The 17,533-nt window shown below is 66.8% G+C and carries 14 protein-coding genes; 2 read left to right on the top strand and 12 right to left on the bottom strand.

Annotated elements, in window-relative coordinates:
• Positions 1–77: 77 nt before the first annotated feature.
• The 3 genes from BEMPMBAN_RS23385 to BEMPMBAN_RS23375 form a co-directional block, all read right to left on the bottom strand.
• Complete coding sequence (locus BEMPMBAN_RS23385; protein ID WP_159233646.1) at positions 78–653, bottom strand: TetR/AcrR family transcriptional regulator; 576 nt, start codon at positions 651–653, stop codon at positions 78–80.
• Between the two features lie 62 nt (positions 654–715).
• Entirely contained in the window at positions 716–1,234 is a 519-nt protein-coding gene (locus BEMPMBAN_RS23380; protein ID WP_159233659.1) for a DUF3558 domain-containing protein, read from the bottom strand.
• A 13-nt stretch (positions 1,235–1,247) separates the two neighbouring features.
• Positions 1,248–1,802 carry a DUF3558 domain-containing protein gene (locus BEMPMBAN_RS23375; RefSeq protein WP_159233645.1) on the bottom strand — a complete coding sequence of 185 codons (555 nt, stop codon included), beginning with the start codon at positions 1,800–1,802 and terminating at the stop codon, positions 1,248–1,250.
• Between the two features lie 119 nt (positions 1,803–1,921).
• Between BEMPMBAN_RS23375 and BEMPMBAN_RS23370 the strand changes: the two genes are divergently transcribed.
• Together BEMPMBAN_RS23370 and BEMPMBAN_RS23365 are read left to right on the top strand one after the other, a co-directional pair.
• Entirely contained in the window at positions 1,922–2,302 is a 381-nt protein-coding gene (locus BEMPMBAN_RS23370) for a DUF3060 domain-containing protein (RefSeq protein WP_159233644.1), read from the top strand.
• 8 nt (positions 2,303–2,310) lie between these two features.
• Positions 2,311–2,712 carry a DUF3060 domain-containing protein gene (locus BEMPMBAN_RS23365; protein ID WP_159233658.1) on the top strand — a complete coding sequence of 134 codons (402 nt, stop codon included), beginning with the start codon at positions 2,311–2,313 and terminating at the stop codon, positions 2,710–2,712.
• Here the strand turns inward: BEMPMBAN_RS23365 and BEMPMBAN_RS23360 are convergent, their stop codons facing one another.
• The 9 genes from BEMPMBAN_RS23360 to rpoB form a co-directional block, all read right to left on the bottom strand.
• Positions 2,713–3,483, bottom strand: coding sequence for a crotonase/enoyl-CoA hydratase family protein (locus tag BEMPMBAN_RS23360; protein WP_159233643.1), 771 nt, complete (start codon positions 3,481–3,483; stop codon positions 2,713–2,715).
• A complete protein-coding gene (locus BEMPMBAN_RS23355) occupies positions 3,480–4,193 on the bottom strand; it encodes a PaaX family transcriptional regulator C-terminal domain-containing protein (protein ID WP_159233657.1) in 714 nt (237 codons plus the stop codon). The genes BEMPMBAN_RS23360 and BEMPMBAN_RS23355 overlap by 4 nt, the downstream gene beginning before the upstream one ends.
• Positions 4,194–4,216: 23 nt before the next feature.
• Positions 4,217–5,155: a crotonase/enoyl-CoA hydratase family protein gene (locus BEMPMBAN_RS23350; protein WP_159233642.1), complete on the bottom strand. Its 939-nt coding sequence runs from the start codon at positions 5,153–5,155 to the stop codon at positions 4,217–4,219.
• A complete protein-coding gene (locus BEMPMBAN_RS23345) occupies positions 5,152–6,783 on the bottom strand; it encodes an acyl-CoA dehydrogenase family protein (protein ID WP_159233641.1) in 1,632 nt (543 codons plus the stop codon). Before BEMPMBAN_RS23345 ends, BEMPMBAN_RS23350 begins: the two co-directional genes overlap by 4 nt.
• A gap of 55 nt (positions 6,784–6,838) precedes the next feature.
• The gene (locus BEMPMBAN_RS23340) at positions 6,839–7,939 is read right to left on the bottom strand and encodes a phosphatase PAP2 family protein (RefSeq protein ID WP_200846095.1); all 1,101 of its coding nucleotides are present in this window, start codon (positions 7,937–7,939) and stop codon (positions 6,839–6,841) included.
• A 114-nt stretch (positions 7,940–8,053) separates the two neighbouring features.
• Positions 8,054–8,806 (bottom strand): deoxyribonuclease IV, encoded by a 753-nt coding sequence (locus tag BEMPMBAN_RS23335; protein ID WP_159233640.1) that lies wholly within the window; start codon positions 8,804–8,806, stop codon positions 8,054–8,056.
• A 121-nt stretch (positions 8,807–8,927) separates the two neighbouring features.
• On the bottom strand, positions 8,928–9,806 hold the full coding sequence (locus BEMPMBAN_RS23330; protein ID WP_159233639.1) for a type IV toxin-antitoxin system AbiEi family antitoxin: 879 nt from the start codon (positions 9,804–9,806) through the stop codon (positions 8,928–8,930).
• A 152-nt stretch (positions 9,807–9,958) separates the two neighbouring features.
• Positions 9,959–13,912, bottom strand: a complete 3,954-nt coding sequence (locus BEMPMBAN_RS23325) for a DNA-directed RNA polymerase subunit beta' (protein ID WP_159233638.1) — start codon at positions 13,910–13,912, stop codon at positions 9,959–9,961.
• A gap of 59 nt (positions 13,913–13,971) precedes the next feature.
• Complete coding sequence (gene rpoB, locus BEMPMBAN_RS23320; protein WP_159233637.1) at positions 13,972–17,493, bottom strand: DNA-directed RNA polymerase subunit beta; 3,522 nt, start codon at positions 17,491–17,493, stop codon at positions 13,972–13,974.
• Positions 17,494–17,533 lie beyond the last annotated feature (40 nt).

Below are 17,533 nucleotides of genomic sequence, written 5' to 3'. Positions count from 1 at the left end.
GATCCAAACCCGCCGAGGAGCGCTACGCAGCGCCGTTCACGCAGGTCAGGGCCACCGTCGATGCTACAGGGAATTACTCATCGACTTCGCATGCCGGCCGCCAGCCTCATCACCATGTCCGTGAACACCGCGTCGGTGTCGATGCCGACCATCACCCCGGTCATCTCCAGGAGCACGAACCCGTGCATCGCCGACCAGAACTCCAGCGCGGCGAAGAACGCCGCCTCGGTGTCCAGTCCGTAGGCGGCCAGCACGGAAATCACCGGCGCCGCCGCGGCCCTGGTGACCTCGGTGAACTCCGGGTCGTCGCCGCCCAGCGGCATCCGGGTGAACGCCGAGTACCGGCCCGGATGGTGGTGGGCGTAGCTGCGGTACGCGCTGGCCATCACCATCACCGCGTCGTCGGGGCTGCGGCCCTGACCGACAGTGCTGAGCATGTCGATGATGTCGCCGACGACCCGCATCCGCACCGTCCGGCGCAGATCGTCGAGGCTGTGCACGTGGTTGTAGAGCGACGGGCCCTTGGTCCCCAGTTGGTTGGCCAGCGCGTTGATCGTCAACGCGTCCCAGCCCTCACGGTCGAGGAACGTCAGTGCGGCGTTGACGATGGAGTCACGGCTCAGCCTCGCTGAACGCAGCGGCCGAGCTGCCATCTCGCGGTTCCCCCTCAGGTCGTCCATGACCCTGTCGCAGGATGGGCCGGGTCAGCGAAACTCTAGTTCACCCGGTCCTGGCTCAGGCGAGCCAACCGCTCGACGATCGTGCACAGATCAGGCAGCGTGGCCGAGTTCAGCGTCTGGATCGACCACGTGATCACGTCGGCGCCCTTGGCGACGTAGATGCTGCAGGCGGTGTCGTCGTGGGCCTTGAAACCCTGGTTCCCGTCGATCGACAGTTCGGTCAGCGTGCGCCCGGCCAGCTCTTCGAGCTCGCGCTCGGTGTCCATGTCGCTGCCGCGGTACCACCACGTGGAGATGCCCATACCGGCGCCGAGGCTGCCGAGCCCCATCTGTTCCTGCCAGAAGCACCCGGCGTCACTGACCACCGCCGCCGCGAACAGCTCTGATCCAGCCGCTGCGTCGACGTCGGCATCGGTGACGCCGTTGCAGTCCACGCTGCGGAATCCGGCGCCGGTCGCTCCCGTACCCGGAGCCGAATCGTCGGGGGATCCGGTGTTTGCGCACCCGACCAGCAACGCGGCCGACAGTGCGACGCCCGCCCGGGCCAGGATCATTGTCGTGGCCACGTCACATGTCCGAACGCAGCGTCGCCGACAGCAGCTTCTCGGCCTCGGCGCACGGGTCGCCGGTGCTCACCCCGCGGAACTGCACCCACCAACTCAACACGCCGGTGCCTGCCGCGGCGGTGGCCGAGCATGCGGCCCCGGTGATGTCCCGGCGCGCCGAGAACACGTCGTGGCGCTCCAGGACGACCTCGTTGACCACCGCCCCGCGCGCCTCCGCCAGTTCGCGTTCCCGGTCGAGGCTGCCGGTGTCGAACCAGGAGAACGTGACGTCGACGATCTGTGACCCCGCCCCCGAGGGCCGCGACAAGATGTACTGGCACACCGCGCCGCTGTAGGGCCTGGTGATCTCGTCGGCCTGGAGGATGTCCTGCACCGAGCCGTCGTCGAGCAGACCACAGCGGTCGTCGACGTAGCCGTAGCTCCGCTCGGGGTCCGGAACCTCGGACTCTGCTCGTTGCGCCGTCCCACCGACCGAATGGGTGCATCCTGCAACCGTCGCCGTCGTTGTGACCGCCACGATGAGAAGTTGTCCGAAACGTCCCGAACTCCGGAGCATCGCCGCTCACGCTACCGAGCACGCCTGGCCAAAGCGACCCGTGGCGAACAGGCGAAGGCCGACGACGCGACCGGCAGACGTCGTAGGCTTGGCGCTGGCTGTGCGACGCGAAGGGAATCATGGTGACTTCATCAGCGGTGGGACGGGTAGCGGCCGCGAGCGCGCTCGGCGTCGCGGCGGTGCTGGCGGCGGTGGCCCCGGTGGCGCACGCCGAGAACGGAGACACCCACATCACCGGTCAAGGTGTCGTCCAGACCGTGGACTGCAACAACGCAACGCTGATCGTGGTGGGCACCGGCAACCAGATCAACGCGCTCGGCACCTGCTGGGCGGTGTCGGTGCAGGGATCGTCGAACGTGGTCATCGCGGACAACGTCATCAACGACATCACCGTCTACGGCTGGGACCAGACGGTGTTCTACAAGAACGGCGCGCCCGTCGTCTGGGACCGGGGCCGCGAACTGGGGATGACGAACCGCATCGGCCAGGTGCCGACGTGACCGCCTTGATGCGACTGGCCGGCTGGGTGGGCGTCGCGACACTGTCGGCGACCTTCGGGTTGACCGCGTGCGGCTCCGACAGTTCGGACTCCTCCGACCCGACGGCGACGGCCGGTTCCTCCGGTGCCCAGGTCGAGATCGGCAACACGATCAACTACGGCTCGTTCGGCACCACCACCGACATCGACTGCGCCGACGGCAAGTCACTCAACGTCGGTGGTTCCAACAACACGCTGACCGTGACCGGCACGTGCGCCAGCGTCAACATCGGTGGTGCGGACAACAAGATCACCTTCGACCGCGTCGACAACGAACTCTCGGTCGTCGGGCTGAACAACACGGTCACCTACCTCGAAGGCGATCCGAACATCACCGACACCGGCAGCAACAACAACATCACCAAGGGCTGATCAGCGCGGGGCACCGTGACGGCCCGCGCCGGCGGCGAACTGCGCTGCGCCCTCCAGCGATTCGGCCGCCACCCGGGACATGCTGCCAAACTCGAAATCCATCGCGTCGGCCTCGGACTGACCCCACTGCGTCAGCGCCGAACGACGGTCGGCACGCAGACACTGCTGGGGCAACGAAGCGAGCTCGGCCGCCAGCTCTTCGGCGTGTTGCCGGGATTGACCTGACGGCACCACACGATTGGCCAGGCCGATCGCCAGGGCCTCGTCGGCAGCCACGCTGCGGCCGGTCAGGATCAGATCCATCGCGCGACTGTGCCCGATCAGCCGCGGCAGTCGGACCGTGCCCCCGTCGATCAGCGGCACCCCCCAACGGCGGCAGAACACCCCCATGATCGCGTCCTGCTCGACGACCCGCAGGTCACACCACAGCGCCAGCTCCAACCCGCCGGCGACGGCATGGCCACCGATCGCGGCGATGACCGGTTTGGACAGCGTCATTCGGCTCGGACCCATCGGAGCCGGTCCGGTGCGGTGCACGGGGTTGGCCTCCGGAGTGCCGATGGCTTTGAGATCCGCTCCGGCGCAGAAGGTTCCGTTGTCGCCCCAGAGCACCGCCACCGACGACGAGTCGTCACGATCGAACTCCTCGAACGCCGCGAACAACTCCGCGGCGGCGGCGCCGTTGACAGCGTTGCGGGCCGCGGGGCGGTTCATGATCACCGTCGTCACCGGCCCGGTGCGCTCCACCCGTACTCCACCTGACTCGCTCATCGAACCTCCGCTAGTTCCACACCGTCTCGTCGCGCCACCAGTTCGGCGGCGAAGTCCTCGTAGGCTTTCCGTAACGCGGCACCCGGCCAGTCTTCGGGAAGCAGCTCATCGGGCAGCACCGGGTCGGTCAGCAGGTGGCGGACCATCGCGGCGGCGACGGTGAATCGGCCCGGGATGTCCGGCGCGGCCGCCATCGCGGTCAACATGTCCCGGCCGGCATCCGCCCAATCGGACAGGTCCCACAGTTGCGCGGCCAATTCGTCCGGCGCCTCGTCGTGGGCACGCAGCACCCGCACCCGCTCGCGGACATCCGCACCGAGATCGACCTCGACATTGTCGGGCCTGATCCACACACCTTCGCGCAGCTCGGCGAACCGCTTGTCCTGCAGTCTGTTCCGCAACGCCGCGCGGGCCCGGGCCTCGGTGCCGACGGTGGTGATCACCAGCAACGTCCAGGTGCCGTCCCACGCCCGTCTACGCGGGTTGAGCGCGTCGTCCTGGCGACGCTGGCGGGCGAGGAGCCGGTCGGAAAGCCGGTAGCCGTCCTCGGAACGCACCAGATCACCGGCGCCGACCATCCGCGTCAAAGCCACCCGCACCGTCGACTCCCGGATCCCGAAATCGCCGGTGAGCAACAGCAGTTGCGCGGCGGTCGCCCAGGCCGGGTGCGCGCCGAGAAGCACACTGAGCACCACCGAGCGGGCCGTCATCCGCGAGACCGGCTGCGCCACCGTCAGACTCCGGAGGTGGCACGGCCGTGGTCGCCGAACGGTTCGTCGCGCCGACGCACCGCGTCCCGAAAACCGTGCTCGCGCGCGTCGGCGACGAAGGCGTGCCCCTCGGGGGTGTGGCGAGCGACGCCGTCGAACACCGTCGAGACCATCGCGCTGTTGGCCACGCCCTGTTGGTACAGCACGCTGTTCATCGCCAGCTTCACCATCATCAGCTGGTTGATCGGCATGGCGGCGATCCGCTGTACCAGACGCTCGGTGCGCTCGTCGAGGTCGGCGGGGTCGGGGGCCTCCACCGCCAGCCCCCATTCGGCGGCCTGCGCCCCGGTGATGCAATCACCGGTCAGCAGGAGACGTTTCGCGCGTTGATCACCGAGGCGGTGTGCCCACAGCCCGGCGGCGGGAACACCCCACACCCGGGTGGGTGGGTAGCCGATCTTGGCGTCGGACGCGGTGATGACCTGATCGGCGTGCAGTGCGATGTCGGTGCCGCCGGCCACGCAGTAGCCGTGGATCTTGACCACGGTCGGCTTGTCGGCGTGCATCAGGCTGGCGAACCCGCGAACGAAGCGGCTCATCATCTGGTAGTCGATCATCGGATCCCACGGCTGATCCGGCAGGTGGTTGACCGCCTGCGTCTTACCGGAGAGCACGGTGTCGCGGTAGGGGCTGCCACCCCCGGCCGACGAGGACCCCTCGGCGTAGGCGGACAGGTCGAAACCCGCGCAGAAGCCGGCGCCCCGCCCGGACACCAGGATCACGTGCACGTTGGGGTCGAGGTCGGCGCGCTCGACGAGCGCCGAGAGTTCCAGCGGGGTGTCGGCGACGATCGCGTTGCCCTTCTCCGGGCGGTTGAACGTGATCCGGGCGACCCGGTCGGTGACCTCGTAGGTCATCGTCTTCAGGTTGTCGAAGTCGACCGGCCTGATCGCATGGGTCACGCTTTGATCTCCGCCCGCTCGATGATCGGCGCCAGATCCAGGCCGGCCGGAAGCGTGCCGAACGCACCCCCCCACTGCCCGCCGAGCCGGCTGGCCAGGAACGCCTCGGCCACGGCGGGATGCCCGTAACGCACCAGCAGCGAACCCTGCAGCGCCAGCGAGATGTCCTCGGCGATCTTGCGGGCGCGGTACTGGACGGTTGCGAGGTCTTCGCCCAGCGCGTCGCGCAGACCGCTGACATGGGCGTCCAGTCGCCGATCGTGGCCGGTGGTGGCGTCGAGTTCGTCGAACAGCACGTCGATGCATTCGGGCCGGGTCGCGATGGCGCGCAACGTGTCGAGCGCGCTGACATTGCCCGACCCCTCCCAGATGCCCATCAGCGGGGCCTCGCGGTACAGCCGCGGCATCCCCGAGTCCTCCACGTAGCCGTTGCCGCCGAGACATTCCATCGCTTCAGCCGCGTGTGGCGTCGCCCGCTTGCACACCCAGTACTTTGCGGCGGCCAGCCCGATCCGTCGCAGCAGGGTTTCGCGGTCATCCCCGCGTATCGCCCGGTCGGTGGCACCGGCCATCCGCATCGCCAGCGTGGTCGCAGCCTCGGCTTCGACAGCGAGGTCGGCGAGCACGTTGCGCATCAGCGGCTGGTCGATCAGGTAGGCGCCGAACGCTTGACGGTGTTGCGCGTGGTGGACTGCGCGCATCAGGCCGGTGCGCATGCTGGTCGCGCTACCCAGGGTGCAGTCCAGCCGGGTCAGGTTGACCATCTCGATGATCGTCTTGACGCCCCGGCCTTCCTCCCCGACCAGCCACGCCGTCGCGCCGTCGTACTCGACCTCACTCGAGGCGTTGGCGTGATTTCCCAGCTTGTCCTTCAGCCGCTGCAGAAACATCCGGTTGCGGGTGCCGTCGGGCAGGATGCGTGGCAGGAAGAAGCAGCTCAGGCCGTTCTTGGCCTGCGCAAGCACCAGGAAGATGTCGCACATCGGGGCCGAGGTGAACCACTTGTGCCCGGTGAGCCGGTAGGTGCCGTCGCCGTTGGGGGTGGCCTCGGTGGTGCCGGCGCGGACGTCGGAGCCGCCCTGTTTCTCGGTCATCGACATCCCGGCTGTGATGCCCGGCTTGGTCGTGGGCACCGCGAGCGCGGGGTCGTAGACCCGGCTGGTCAGCAACGGTTCGTAGAGTGCGGCCAGCTCCGGGTTGTGACGCAGCGCGGGCACCACGGCATAGGTCATCGAGATGGGGCAGATGTGGCCGGGTTCCGGCGTCCACACCGAGGTCTTGGCTGCGCGCACGACATGCGCGCCGGGTCTGTCGTCGTCCCACGGCGCGGCGTGCAGACCGTGCGACACCGCCACCGTCATCAGCTCGTGGTAAGCCGGGTCGTACTCCACCTCGTCGACCCGGCGTCCGTAGCGGTCGTGGGTGTGCAGAATCGGCCGGTGTCGGTCGGCCAGCTCACCCCACCGCTGGGCGCGCGGGCTGCCCGCCAGCGTGCCGAGTTCGGCGACCTCGTCGGCGCCCCATCCCCCGCCCTCCCGGACCAGCGCCTCGGCCAGCATCGGTGAAACGGCCGGGTTGAAGTTCTCCAGCGGCGGGACCTGGTTGGTGACGACATGCGTTTCCGGCATGCAGACACTGTTACATCATTTCGACAACTGCACAAGAACCTGTAATAGCCGGGGGTCAGGACGTCGACACCGGCTCCACGCCCTGGTTCTCGGTCAGCCGTCGCCGTCGCCGGTCGAACCATGCGAGTCCGGCGATCACCACCGCCGCCAGTGCCCATCCGAGCAGCAGGTCGATCACATAGTGCTCGGCCGTGTAGACCAGCGTGAACGCCATCACCAGCGGGTAGGCCACCAACAGCGGACGCCATGCGCGATGCACCCGATGCCACAGGAACGCCGCAAGCGCGGCCGACATCCCGGCGTGCAGCGACGGGATCGCCGCCACCAGGTTGACGCTGGCCTGCCCCTGGTCGAGGAGCGCGCTGGCCGAGTGCAGGTTCAGGTTGCTCCAGCCGCGGCCGACGATGCGTTCGATCCACTCGTTGGCGCCGTCCTGCGAGGACTGCATCGCCCCGAGAACGCTGCCGTCCTCGACACCCCGCGCGGACCGGAACATGCACCGCGGACCCGACGGCCCCCCTTCGACGTCGTCCGCGGTGCACCTGGCCGCGGCCCACGGCGGGGCGGCCGGCAGCAGCACATAGATGGCCAGTGCGATCAGGTTCATGCCGACGAACAGCCGGACAAACGCCTTCCACTCCTCGCGGTCGCGCAGCCACAGGATGCCGGCGATCACATACGGGAGGATGAAAAACGACATGTAGACGCTGCTGATCACCACCTCCCACCAGGGGGGTTCCGACTGTTTCAGCTGCTCCTGCAGCCACACCGTGGGCATGACCCCGAAGAACATCATCCGGTCCATGTCGGCCTGCCAGTGCCACAGCGTGGGCCGCCCGACCATGGTCGCCGCGCCCCTGCTCAGGTCGTAGGCGATCAAGATGAGGGCGAACGGCAACCAGTCGCGGACGACATACAGCACCCGCCGGCCCTGACCGATGCTGGCGGCGGCAAGACCGGTGCAGATGTACACCAGCAGCAGTTCGCGGTTGAACGCAAAGCCGTCGGTGACCGTCCGCCAGACCACTACGGTCGCCCACACGACGATGGCCATCCACCGCACGATGCGCAGCCATCGGTGGCGCCGGGTCGGTAGCGGGGTCTCGGTGTCCTCGACGTGCGTCAGCGCAATCGACGACTGGTCAATTGCGGACACATCGGCCTTTCGACGCGGGGACCACAGTTGTTCCCGGCGTAAGCCTAATTAACCGCGAAGCCACCCGCCGTTCAAGGTCGGTTCAGCTATCGAAGTGTGATCAACGGGCCTTCGTCAGTTGATGTGCTCCCGCAGGAACGCGATGTCGTCTTTGCGGCCCTCGTCGGACGTTTCGCAGATGACCGGGGCGTCAGCCGCCTTGACCACCGCCGCCAGCAGCTGTGGATCGATCTGGCCGGCGCCGAAGTTGGCGTGCCGATCTGCACCCGATCCCGCGGCGTCCCGCGAGTCGTTGCAGTGCACCAGGTCGATCCGGCCGGTGATCGCCTTGATCCGCTCCACGGCGTCGACAAGTGCTTCTCCGGCTGCCCAGGCGTGGCAGGTGTCCAGACAGAACCCGATGCCCTTGTCCCCGATGTGGTCCCACAACCGGGCGATCGTGTCGAAGTGCCGGGCCATCGCGTGGTCGCCACCGGCGGTGTTCTCGAGGTAGACGGGCACGTCGGTCTTCAGGCTTGCCAGCGCCTTGACCCAGCGCTCGAAGCCGGCATCCATGTCGTTGTCGTCGGCGTGGCCGCCGTGCACGATGACGGCGGTGGCGTTGATCTCCGATGCCGCGTCGCAGGTGTCCTGCAGGATCTTGCGGGACGGAATCCGGACCCGGTTGTTCGCCGAGGCGACGTTGATCAGGTACGGCGCGTGCACGTAGATCGGCATCGGAGAGGCCTTCAGGACCTCGGCGTCCTCACGCGGTGGCGGCTTCTTCCAGCTCTGCGGGTTGCCGAGGAAGAACTGCACCACGTCGGCGCCGTCAGCCTGCGCTGCGGCCAGGGGATCATCACCGTGAACGTGGGAACCAATGAGCACGGAGTCGAGTCTAGTGGTGCGGGCCGACGACAGCTTCCTGCGCGAGCAGACGCAAATGTCCCCGACACGCCGAGCACAGCGGGACCTTCACGTCTGCTCGCGCAGAAAGGGTGGGGTCTGCTCAGCCGGCGAGGCGGGCGGCATCGAGATGTCGTTGCACGCGTGAGACGAGGTCTGTGGGATGGCGCCGAACATCGTCGACGACGACGGGCACCACCGTCCAACCGCATTCGCCCAAGCGCGTGTACTTCACGCGGTCGCGTTTCCACGCCGTTGGGTTGGCATGCCATTCCATGCTGTCGTACTCGGCGACGACACCGGCCCACGGCCAGGCGAAATCGACCCGCCAGAGTTTCCCGCATCGGTCGATGATTTCGTATTGCAGCTCGGGTTTGGGCAGACCGCCGTCGATGAACACCAACCGAGTCTCACTTTCCATCGCCGACTCCGCTCGCTCGTCGGCGTGCACCACCAGTTCCCTGACGTTCACGATGCCGCGCCGGCCCTTCTGCTCGCGGATGGCGGCCTCGATCTCACCCCGAGTGCAGGCACCGGAGCGCAGCGCCGCGTCCAAAGTCGCCAGCGCCCGGGGCCGTCGCAGTGCGCGGGCAGTCTCCACCGAGGTCCACGCCGGCGCTGTCACCAGGCGAGAACCGACACGCCGGAGCGGCGCGCCGAGCCGTTGGTGGACCATCAACCCGGAGTTGGGCCGCATCCGCACGCCGGGGTCGAGGATGTGGATTCGCGGGTCAGCCTCGGTGGCGAACCCGTAAATGGTCGCCGCAGTGTGCATGCAGGCGACGATCCTCTTGCCTGTCATCAGATCCAGCCCAGCCAGCCGCATGTCGAGATCGGGTGGCCGCTGCGCATACACCCCGTGCCACACCCGTTCCAGGGCGCCGGCCTCTAAGTGCGCGGCGAGCGTCTTGCGGCTCAGCACCGACAGCAACTGTTCCCGGGTGGCCAGGCCGGAAGGCTCGAACACGTCGTCCAGGATCACGGGTAGAGCCTGCCGCCCCGCAACGCCACCGCCAGGGAGTTGAGGTATCACCTGTGGACAAAGCCCGGGCTGTGGAATGCCCAGCAGACGCAAAAGTCCCCGACACGCCGAGCGTGCGGGGACCTTTACGTCTGCTCGCGCAGAGAGGGTGACTAGCGGTAGTCGCTGTAGCCGTAGTCGTCCAGCGGCACCGCAGCACCGGTCGCCTGGCCGAAGTCCGGGCTGTAGTACTGATCCTCGTAGGACGGGATCGTGTACGCCGCAGCGCGGGCTTCTTCGGTCGGCTGCACCTGGATGTTGCGGTAGCGGCTGATGCCGGTACCGGCCGGGATCAGCTTGCCGATGATCACGTTCTCCTTCAGACCATTGAGCCTGTCGCTGCGGCAGTTGATCGCCGCATCGGTCAGCACCCGAGTGGTCTCCTGGAACGACGCCGCCGACAGCCACGAATCGGTGGCCAGCGACGCCTTGGTGATGCCCATCAGCACCGGACGACCTGCCGCGGGCTCGTTGCCCTCGGCGACCACCCGACGGTTCTCGGCCTCGAACTCGCCGCGCTCGGTCAGCGAGCCGGGCAGGAACTCCGTCGCACCCGAATCGATGATCGTGACGCGCCGCAGCATCTGCCGGACGATGACCTCGATGTGCTTGTCGTGGATCGACACACCCTGGGCGCGGTAGACCTCCTGGACCTCCTTGACGAGGTGGATCTGCACCTCGCGGGGGCCCTGGACGCGGAGCACCTCGTGCGGGTCGGCGGAGCCTTCCAGCAACTGCTGGCCGACCTCGACGTGGTCGCCGTCGGTCAACAGACGCTCGGAGCCGTCGTCGTGCTTGAACACCTTCAGCCGCTGGCGGCGAGTGAGCTTGTCGTACACGACCTCCTCGCCCCCGTCATCGGGAACGATGGTGATCTTGTAGAACTTGTCGCTCTCCTCCAGGCGGATCCGTCCGGAGACGTCGGCGATCGGGGCACGGTTACGCGGAACGCGGGCCTCGAACAGCTCCTGAACCCGAGGCAGACCACCGACGATGTCCTGGCCACCGGTGACACCACCCTGGTGGAAGGTACGCATCGTCAGCTGCGTGCCGGGCTCACCGATGGACTGCGCGGCCACGATGCCGACAGCCTCGCCGATGTCGACCAGCTTGCCGGTCGCCATCGAACGGCCGTAGCACATCGCGCACACGCCGGTGCCGGTGGCGCAGGTCAGCACGGAGCGGACCTTGACCTCGGTGATGCCGGCCGCCAACAGCGCGTCGATCGCCGGGTCACCCAGGTCGTGACCACGCTCGACGACGACGTTGCCGTCGGTGTCGACCGCGTCGGTGGCCAGCGTCCGCGCGTAGGCGGAGGTCTCGATGTGCTGATCGCGGACCAGCGGCCCGCCCTCCTGCAGCTCGGCCAGCGTGACGTTGATGCCGCGCTCGGTCTCGCAGTCGGTCTCGCGCACGATGACGTCCTGCGAGACGTCGACCAGACGACGGGTCAGGTAACCCGAGTCGGCGGTACGCAGCGCGGTGTCGGCCAGACCCTTACGAGCACCGTGGGTGTTGATGAAGTACTCCAGCACCGTCAGGCCCTCGCGGAACGACGACTTGATCGGCCGCGGGATGAACTCGCCCTTCGGGTTGGTCACCAGACCTTTCATGCCGGCCAGGGTGCGGGTCTGGGTGAGGTTGCCCGTCGCGCCGGACTTCACGATCGTGATGATCGGGTTGTCCTCGGGGTAGTACTCCTCCAGAGCCTTACCGACCTCTTCGGTGGCGTCCTGCCAGATCTTCACCAGTGCCTCGTTGCGCTCCGTCTTGTTCAGCGCGCCACGCTGGTACTTCTTCTCGATTGCGTCCGCTTCCTTCTCGTAGCGGTCCAGGATCTCCTGCTTCTGCGGCGGCACCAACACGTCGGCCATCGAGACCGTGACCCCGCTTCGGGTCGCCCAGTAGAAGCCGGCGTCCTTGAGCTTGTCGACGGTCTGTGCGACGACGATCATCGGGTAGCGCTCGGCCAGATCGTTGATGATCCGGGCCTGCACCTTCTTGTGCATCTGCTCGTTGACGAACGGATAGCCCCGCGGCATCAGCTCGTTGAACAGCACCCGGCCCAGCGTCGTGTCGGCGATCCACGGATCGCCCAGCTTCCAGCCGTCGGGGAACTGCTCGGCCTCGATCTCGGCCGGCGGACGCAACTGCGTCAGCCGCACCCGGATCTTGGCGCGCACCGACAGCCCACCGCGGTCCATCGCCATGATGGCCTCGGCCGGGGAGCTGAACACGCCGGACTCCGGCTCGTCCTTGGCCCCAGGCACGTACTGGCCGATATCACCGTCGATCTCGGTGGTCAGGAAGTACAGGCCGGTCACCATGTCCAGACGCGGCATGGCCAACGGGCGGCCGGACGCGGGCGACAGGATGTTATTCGACGACAGCATCAGGATGCGCGCCTCGGCCTGCGCCTCCGCGGACAGCGGAAGGTGCACAGCCATCTGGTCACCGTCGAAGTCGGCGTTGAACGCCTCACACACCAGCGGGTGCAGCTGGATGGCCTTGCCCTCGACCAGCTGCGGCTCGAAGGCCTGGATTCCCAGACGGTGCAGTGTCGGTGCCCTATTCAGCAGCACCGGGTGCTCGGCGATGACCTCTTCGAGGACATCCCACACCTGGGGACGCTGACGTTCGACCATGCGCTTGGCGCTCTTGATGTTCTGCGCGTGGTTCAGGTCGACGAGACGCTTCATCACGAACGGCTTGAACAGCTCGAGTGCCATCAGCTTGGGCAGACCGCACTGGTGCAGCTTGAGCTGCGGACCGACGACAATGACCGAGCGGCCCGAGTAGTCCACACGCTTGCCGAGCAGGTTCTGACGGAACCGGCCCTGCTTGCCCTTGAGCAGATCGGACAGCGACTTCAGCGGACGGTTACCGGGCCCGGTGACGGGCCGGCCGCGACGGCCGTTGTCGAACAGCGCGTCCACCGACTCCTGCAGCATCCGCTTCTCGTTGTTGACGATGATCTCGGGCGCACCGAGGTCGATCAGTCGCTTGAGGCGGTTGTTGCGGTTGATCACGCGGCGGTACAGGTCGTTGAGGTCGGAGGTCGCGAAGCGGCCACCGTCGAGCTGCACCATCGGGCGCAGCTCCGGCGGGATCACCGGAACCGCGTCGAGCACCATCCCCATCGGGGAGTTGCGGTTACTCTGGAACGCCGCGACCACCTTGAGCCGCTTGAGCGCACGCAGCTTCTTCTGTCCCTTGCCGTTCTTGATGGTGTCGCGCAGCGAGTCGGCCTCGGCGTCGATGTCGAAGTTCTCGATGAGCTTCTTGATCGACTCCGCGCCCATGGCGCCCTCGAAGTACTCGCCGTAGCGGTCCTGCAGCTCGCGGTAGAGCAGTTCGTCGACGATCAGCTGCTTGGGTGCCAGCTTGGTGAACGTCGTCCAGATCTCCTCGAGCCGGTCCAGCTCACGCTGGGTCCGGTCACGGAGCTGGCGCATCTCACGCTCGCCGCCGTCGCGCACCTTGCGCTTGACGTCGGACTTGGCACCCTCTTCCTCGAGTTCCTTCATGTCGGCCTCGAGCTTCTGGGCCCGGGCCTCCAGGTCGGCGTCGCGCTGATCCTCGACGGCCTTGCGCTCGACGGCCATCTCGGCCTCGAGGGTGGACAGCTCGTTGTGCCGCATCTCGGTGTCGACCGCGGTGATCACGTACGCGGCGAAGTAGATGATCTTCTCGAGATCCTTGGGCGCCAGATCCAGCAGGTAGCCCAAGCGCGACGGGACGCCCTTGAAGTACCAGATGTGGGTGACCGGGGCGGCCAGCTCGATGTGGCCCATCCGCTCACGCCGCACCTTGGCCCGGGTGACCTCGACGCCGCAGCGCTCACAGATGATGCCCTTGAAGCGCACCCGCTTGTACTTGCCGCAGTAGCACTCCCAGTCGCGAGTCGGTCCGAAGATCTTCTCGCAGAACAAGCCGTCCTTCTCGGGCTTGAGAGTGCGGTAGTTGATGGTCTCGGGCTTCTTGACCTCGCCGTAGGACCAGTTACGGATGTCGTCCGCGGTGGCCAGACCGATGCGGAGTTCATCGAAGAAGTTGACGTCTAGCACGTAACTCCCTTTCCCCTTGCGGGACTAGATAACTATCAATCACAAAGAAGGAGACGCTGTTAAGCGAGATCCTCAACAGATGCGGATTCGTTGCGGGACAGGTTGATCCCGAGGTTGGCAGCAGCGCGCTCCAGATCCTCGTCGTCACCGTCACGCATCTCGATCGCGGCGCCGTCCGACGACAGCACCTCGACGTTGAGGCACAGCGACTGCAGTTCCTTGAGAAGCACCTTGAACGACTCCGGGATACCGGGTTCGGGGATGTTCTCACCCTTGACGATGGCCTCGTACACCTTGACGCGTCCGACGGTGTCGTCGGACTTGATGGTCAGCAGTTCCTGCAGCGTGTAGGCGGCGCCGTAGGCCTGCATGGCCCAGCACTCCATCTCGCCGAAGCGCTGACCACCGAACTGCGCCTTACCACCGAGCGGCTGCTGGGTGATCATCGAGTACGGACCGGTCGAGCGGGCGTGGATCTTGTCGTCGACCAGGTGGTGCAGCTTCAGGATGTACATGTAGCCCACCGTCACCGGGTACGGGAACGGTTCACCACTGCGGCCGTCGAACAACTGCGACTTGCCCTCGGCGTTGACCATCACGTCACCGTCGCGGTTGGGCAGCGTCGAACCCAGCAGGCCCTCCAACTCACCCTCGCGGGCGCCGTCGAAGACCGGCGTGGCCACGATGCTGTCCGGTTCTGCGGAACGCAGTTCCTCGGGCAGCTTCGACGCCCAGTCCGGGACTCCCTCAGCCACGTTGATGTTCCAGCCGGCTTTCGCCACCCAGCCGAGGTGTGTCTCGAGGATCTGGCCGATGTTCATCCGTCGCGGCACACCGTGGGTGTTCAGGATGATGTCGACCGGGGTGCCGTCCGGAAGGAACGGCATGTCCTCGACCGCCAGGATCTTGCCGATGACGCCCTTGTTGCCGTGGCGTCCGGCGAGCTTGTCGCCGTCGGAGATCTTGCGCTTCTGGGCCACGTAGACGCGGACCAGTTCGTTGACGCCGGCGGGCAGCTCGTCGTCGTCCTCGCGAGAGAACACGCGGATGCCGATGACCTTGCCGGACTCACCGTGCGGCACCTTCAGAGAGGTGTCGCGGACCTCGCGGGCCTTCTCACCGAAGATGGCACGCAGCAGGCGCTCCTCGGGGGTCAGCTCGGTCTCACCCTTGGGCGTGACCTTGCCGACCAGGATGTCGCCGTCGCGGACCTCGGCGCCGATGCGGACGATGCCGCGCTCGTCGAGATCGGCCAGCACCTCATCGGAGACGTTCGGGATGTCCCGGGTGATCTCCTCGGCGCCGAGCTTGGTGTCGCGGGCGTCGATCTCGTGCTCCTCGATGTGGATCGAGGTGAGCACGTCCTCTTCGACCAGACGGTTCGACAGGATGATCGCGTCTTCGTAGTTGTGACCCTCCCACGGCATGATCGCCACGAGCAGGTTCTTGCCCAGCGCCATCTCACCGTTCTCGGTGCACGGCCCGTCGGCGAGGACCTGCCCCGACTCGACACGCTGCCCGGCGTCCACGATCGGACGCTGGTTGGCGCAGGTGCCGTGGTTGGAGCGGGCGAACTTGCGCATCCGGTAGGTGTGCCGGGTGCCGTCGTCGGCCATCACGGTGACGTAGTCGGCCGAGACCTCCTCGATGACGCCCGCCTTGTCGGCGACGACGACGTCGCCGGCGTCGATCGCGGCACGCAGCTCCATACCGGTGCCGACCAGCGGTGCCTCACTACGCACCAGCGGAACCGCCTGACGCTGCATGTTGGCACCCATCAGGGCACGGTTGGCGTCGTCGTGCTCGAGGAACGGGATCATGGCCGTGGCCACCGACACCATCTGGCGCGGGGAGACGTCCATGTAGTCGACCTCGGAGCTGGAGACATTCTCCACCTCGCCGCCCTTACGGCGGACCAGGATGCGGTCCTCGACAAATCGGCCGTTCTCGTCGATCGGCGAGTTGGCCTGCGCCACGACGTGGCGGTCCTCCTCGTCGGCCGTCAGGTACTCGACGTCATCGGTGACAACCCCGTCGACCACCTTGCGGTACGGGGTCTCGATGAAGCCGAACGGGTTCACCCGCGCGTACACCGACAGCGATCCGATCAGACCGATGTTCGGCCCCTCGGGGGTCTCGATCGGGCACATCCGGCCGTAGTGGCTGGAGTGCACGTCGCGCACCTCGAGTCCGGCACGCTCACGGGACAGACCGCCGGGGCCCAGCGCCGACAGGCGGCGCTTGTGGGTCAGACCCGACAGCGGGTTGTTCTGGTCCATGAACTGTGACAGCTGGCTGGTGCCGAAGAACTCCTTGATCGCCGCCACCACGGGACGGATGTTGATCAGGGTCTGCGGCGTGATCGCCTCGACGTCCTGGGTGGTCATCCGCTCGCGGACGACACGCTCCATCCGGGACAGGCCGACGCGGATCTGGTTCTGGATCAGCTCGCCGACCGTGCGCAGGCGCCGGTTACCGAAGTGGTCGATGTCGTCGGTCTCGACGGGCACCTCTGCCCCGCCGGGCGCGGTCATCGTCTTGTCGCCCTGCTGCAACCGCACCAGGTACTCGATGGTCGCGACGACGTCCTCTTCGGTCAGCGTCGAGCTGGTGATCGGCTCACCGACGTTCAGCCCGAGCTTCTTGTTGACCTTGTAGCGGCCCACCCGTGCCAGGTCGTAGCGCTTCTCCTTGAAGAACAGGTTCTCCAGCAGGGTCTGCGCGGACTCCTTGGTCGGCGGCTCGCCCGGGCGCAGCTTGCGGTAGATGTCCAGCAGCGCCTCGTCGGTGCCTGCGGTGTTGTCCTTCTCCAGCGTGCCCATCATGATCTCGGAGAAGCCGAAGCGCTCCACGATCTGCTCGTTGGTCCAGCCCAGCGCCTTGAGCAGCACGGTGACCGGCTGGCGGCGCTTGCGGTCGATGCGGACGCCGACGGTGTCGCGCTTGTCGACGTCGAACTCCAGCCACGCACCACGGCCCGGGATCACCTTGACGCTGTGCAGCGTCTTCTCGGTGGACTTGTCGATCGACTCGTCGAAGTACACCCCGGGCGAACGGACGAGCTGGCTCACCACGACACGCTCGGTGCCGTTGATGATGAAGGTGCCCTTCTCGGTCATCATCGGGAAGTCGCCCATGAAGACCGTCTGGCTCTTGATCTCGCCGGTGTTGTTGTTGATGAACTCGGCCGTGACGAACAGCGGCGCCGCGTACGTCATGTCCTTGTCTTTGCACTCGTCGACCGGGGCCTTGACCTCGTCGAAGCGCGGATCGGAGAAAGACAGCGACATCGAGCCGGAGAAGTCCTCGATCGGGGACAGCTCGGTGAGGACCTCTTCGAGGCCACCGACCGGGCTCACCAGACCGCGACCCGCGGCATTGGCGCGCCACCGCTCGGAACCGATCAGCCACTCGAACGAGTCGGTCTGAACGTCGAGCAGCCCCGGAACCTCGAGAGGCTCGCGGAGCTTGGCGAAGGAAATTCTATTGGGTGCTCCGGGAACGGAGTTATTGGTGGAACCTACTACGGAATTTGTTGCCTCGATCTGGCGGGACCCTGCCAAGATGCATCCTTCCAGCACCTCATGCGACTATCAGGAACCGGATAGGACCGGACCATTT

The sequence above is a fragment of the Mycolicibacterium austroafricanum genome, from assembly GCF_902705885.1.
In the GTDB taxonomy this organism is placed as follows: domain Bacteria; phylum Actinomycetota; class Actinomycetes; order Mycobacteriales; family Mycobacteriaceae; genus Mycobacterium; species Mycobacterium vanbaalenii_A.
This window is presented reverse-complemented; position numbering and strand designations above follow the sequence as displayed.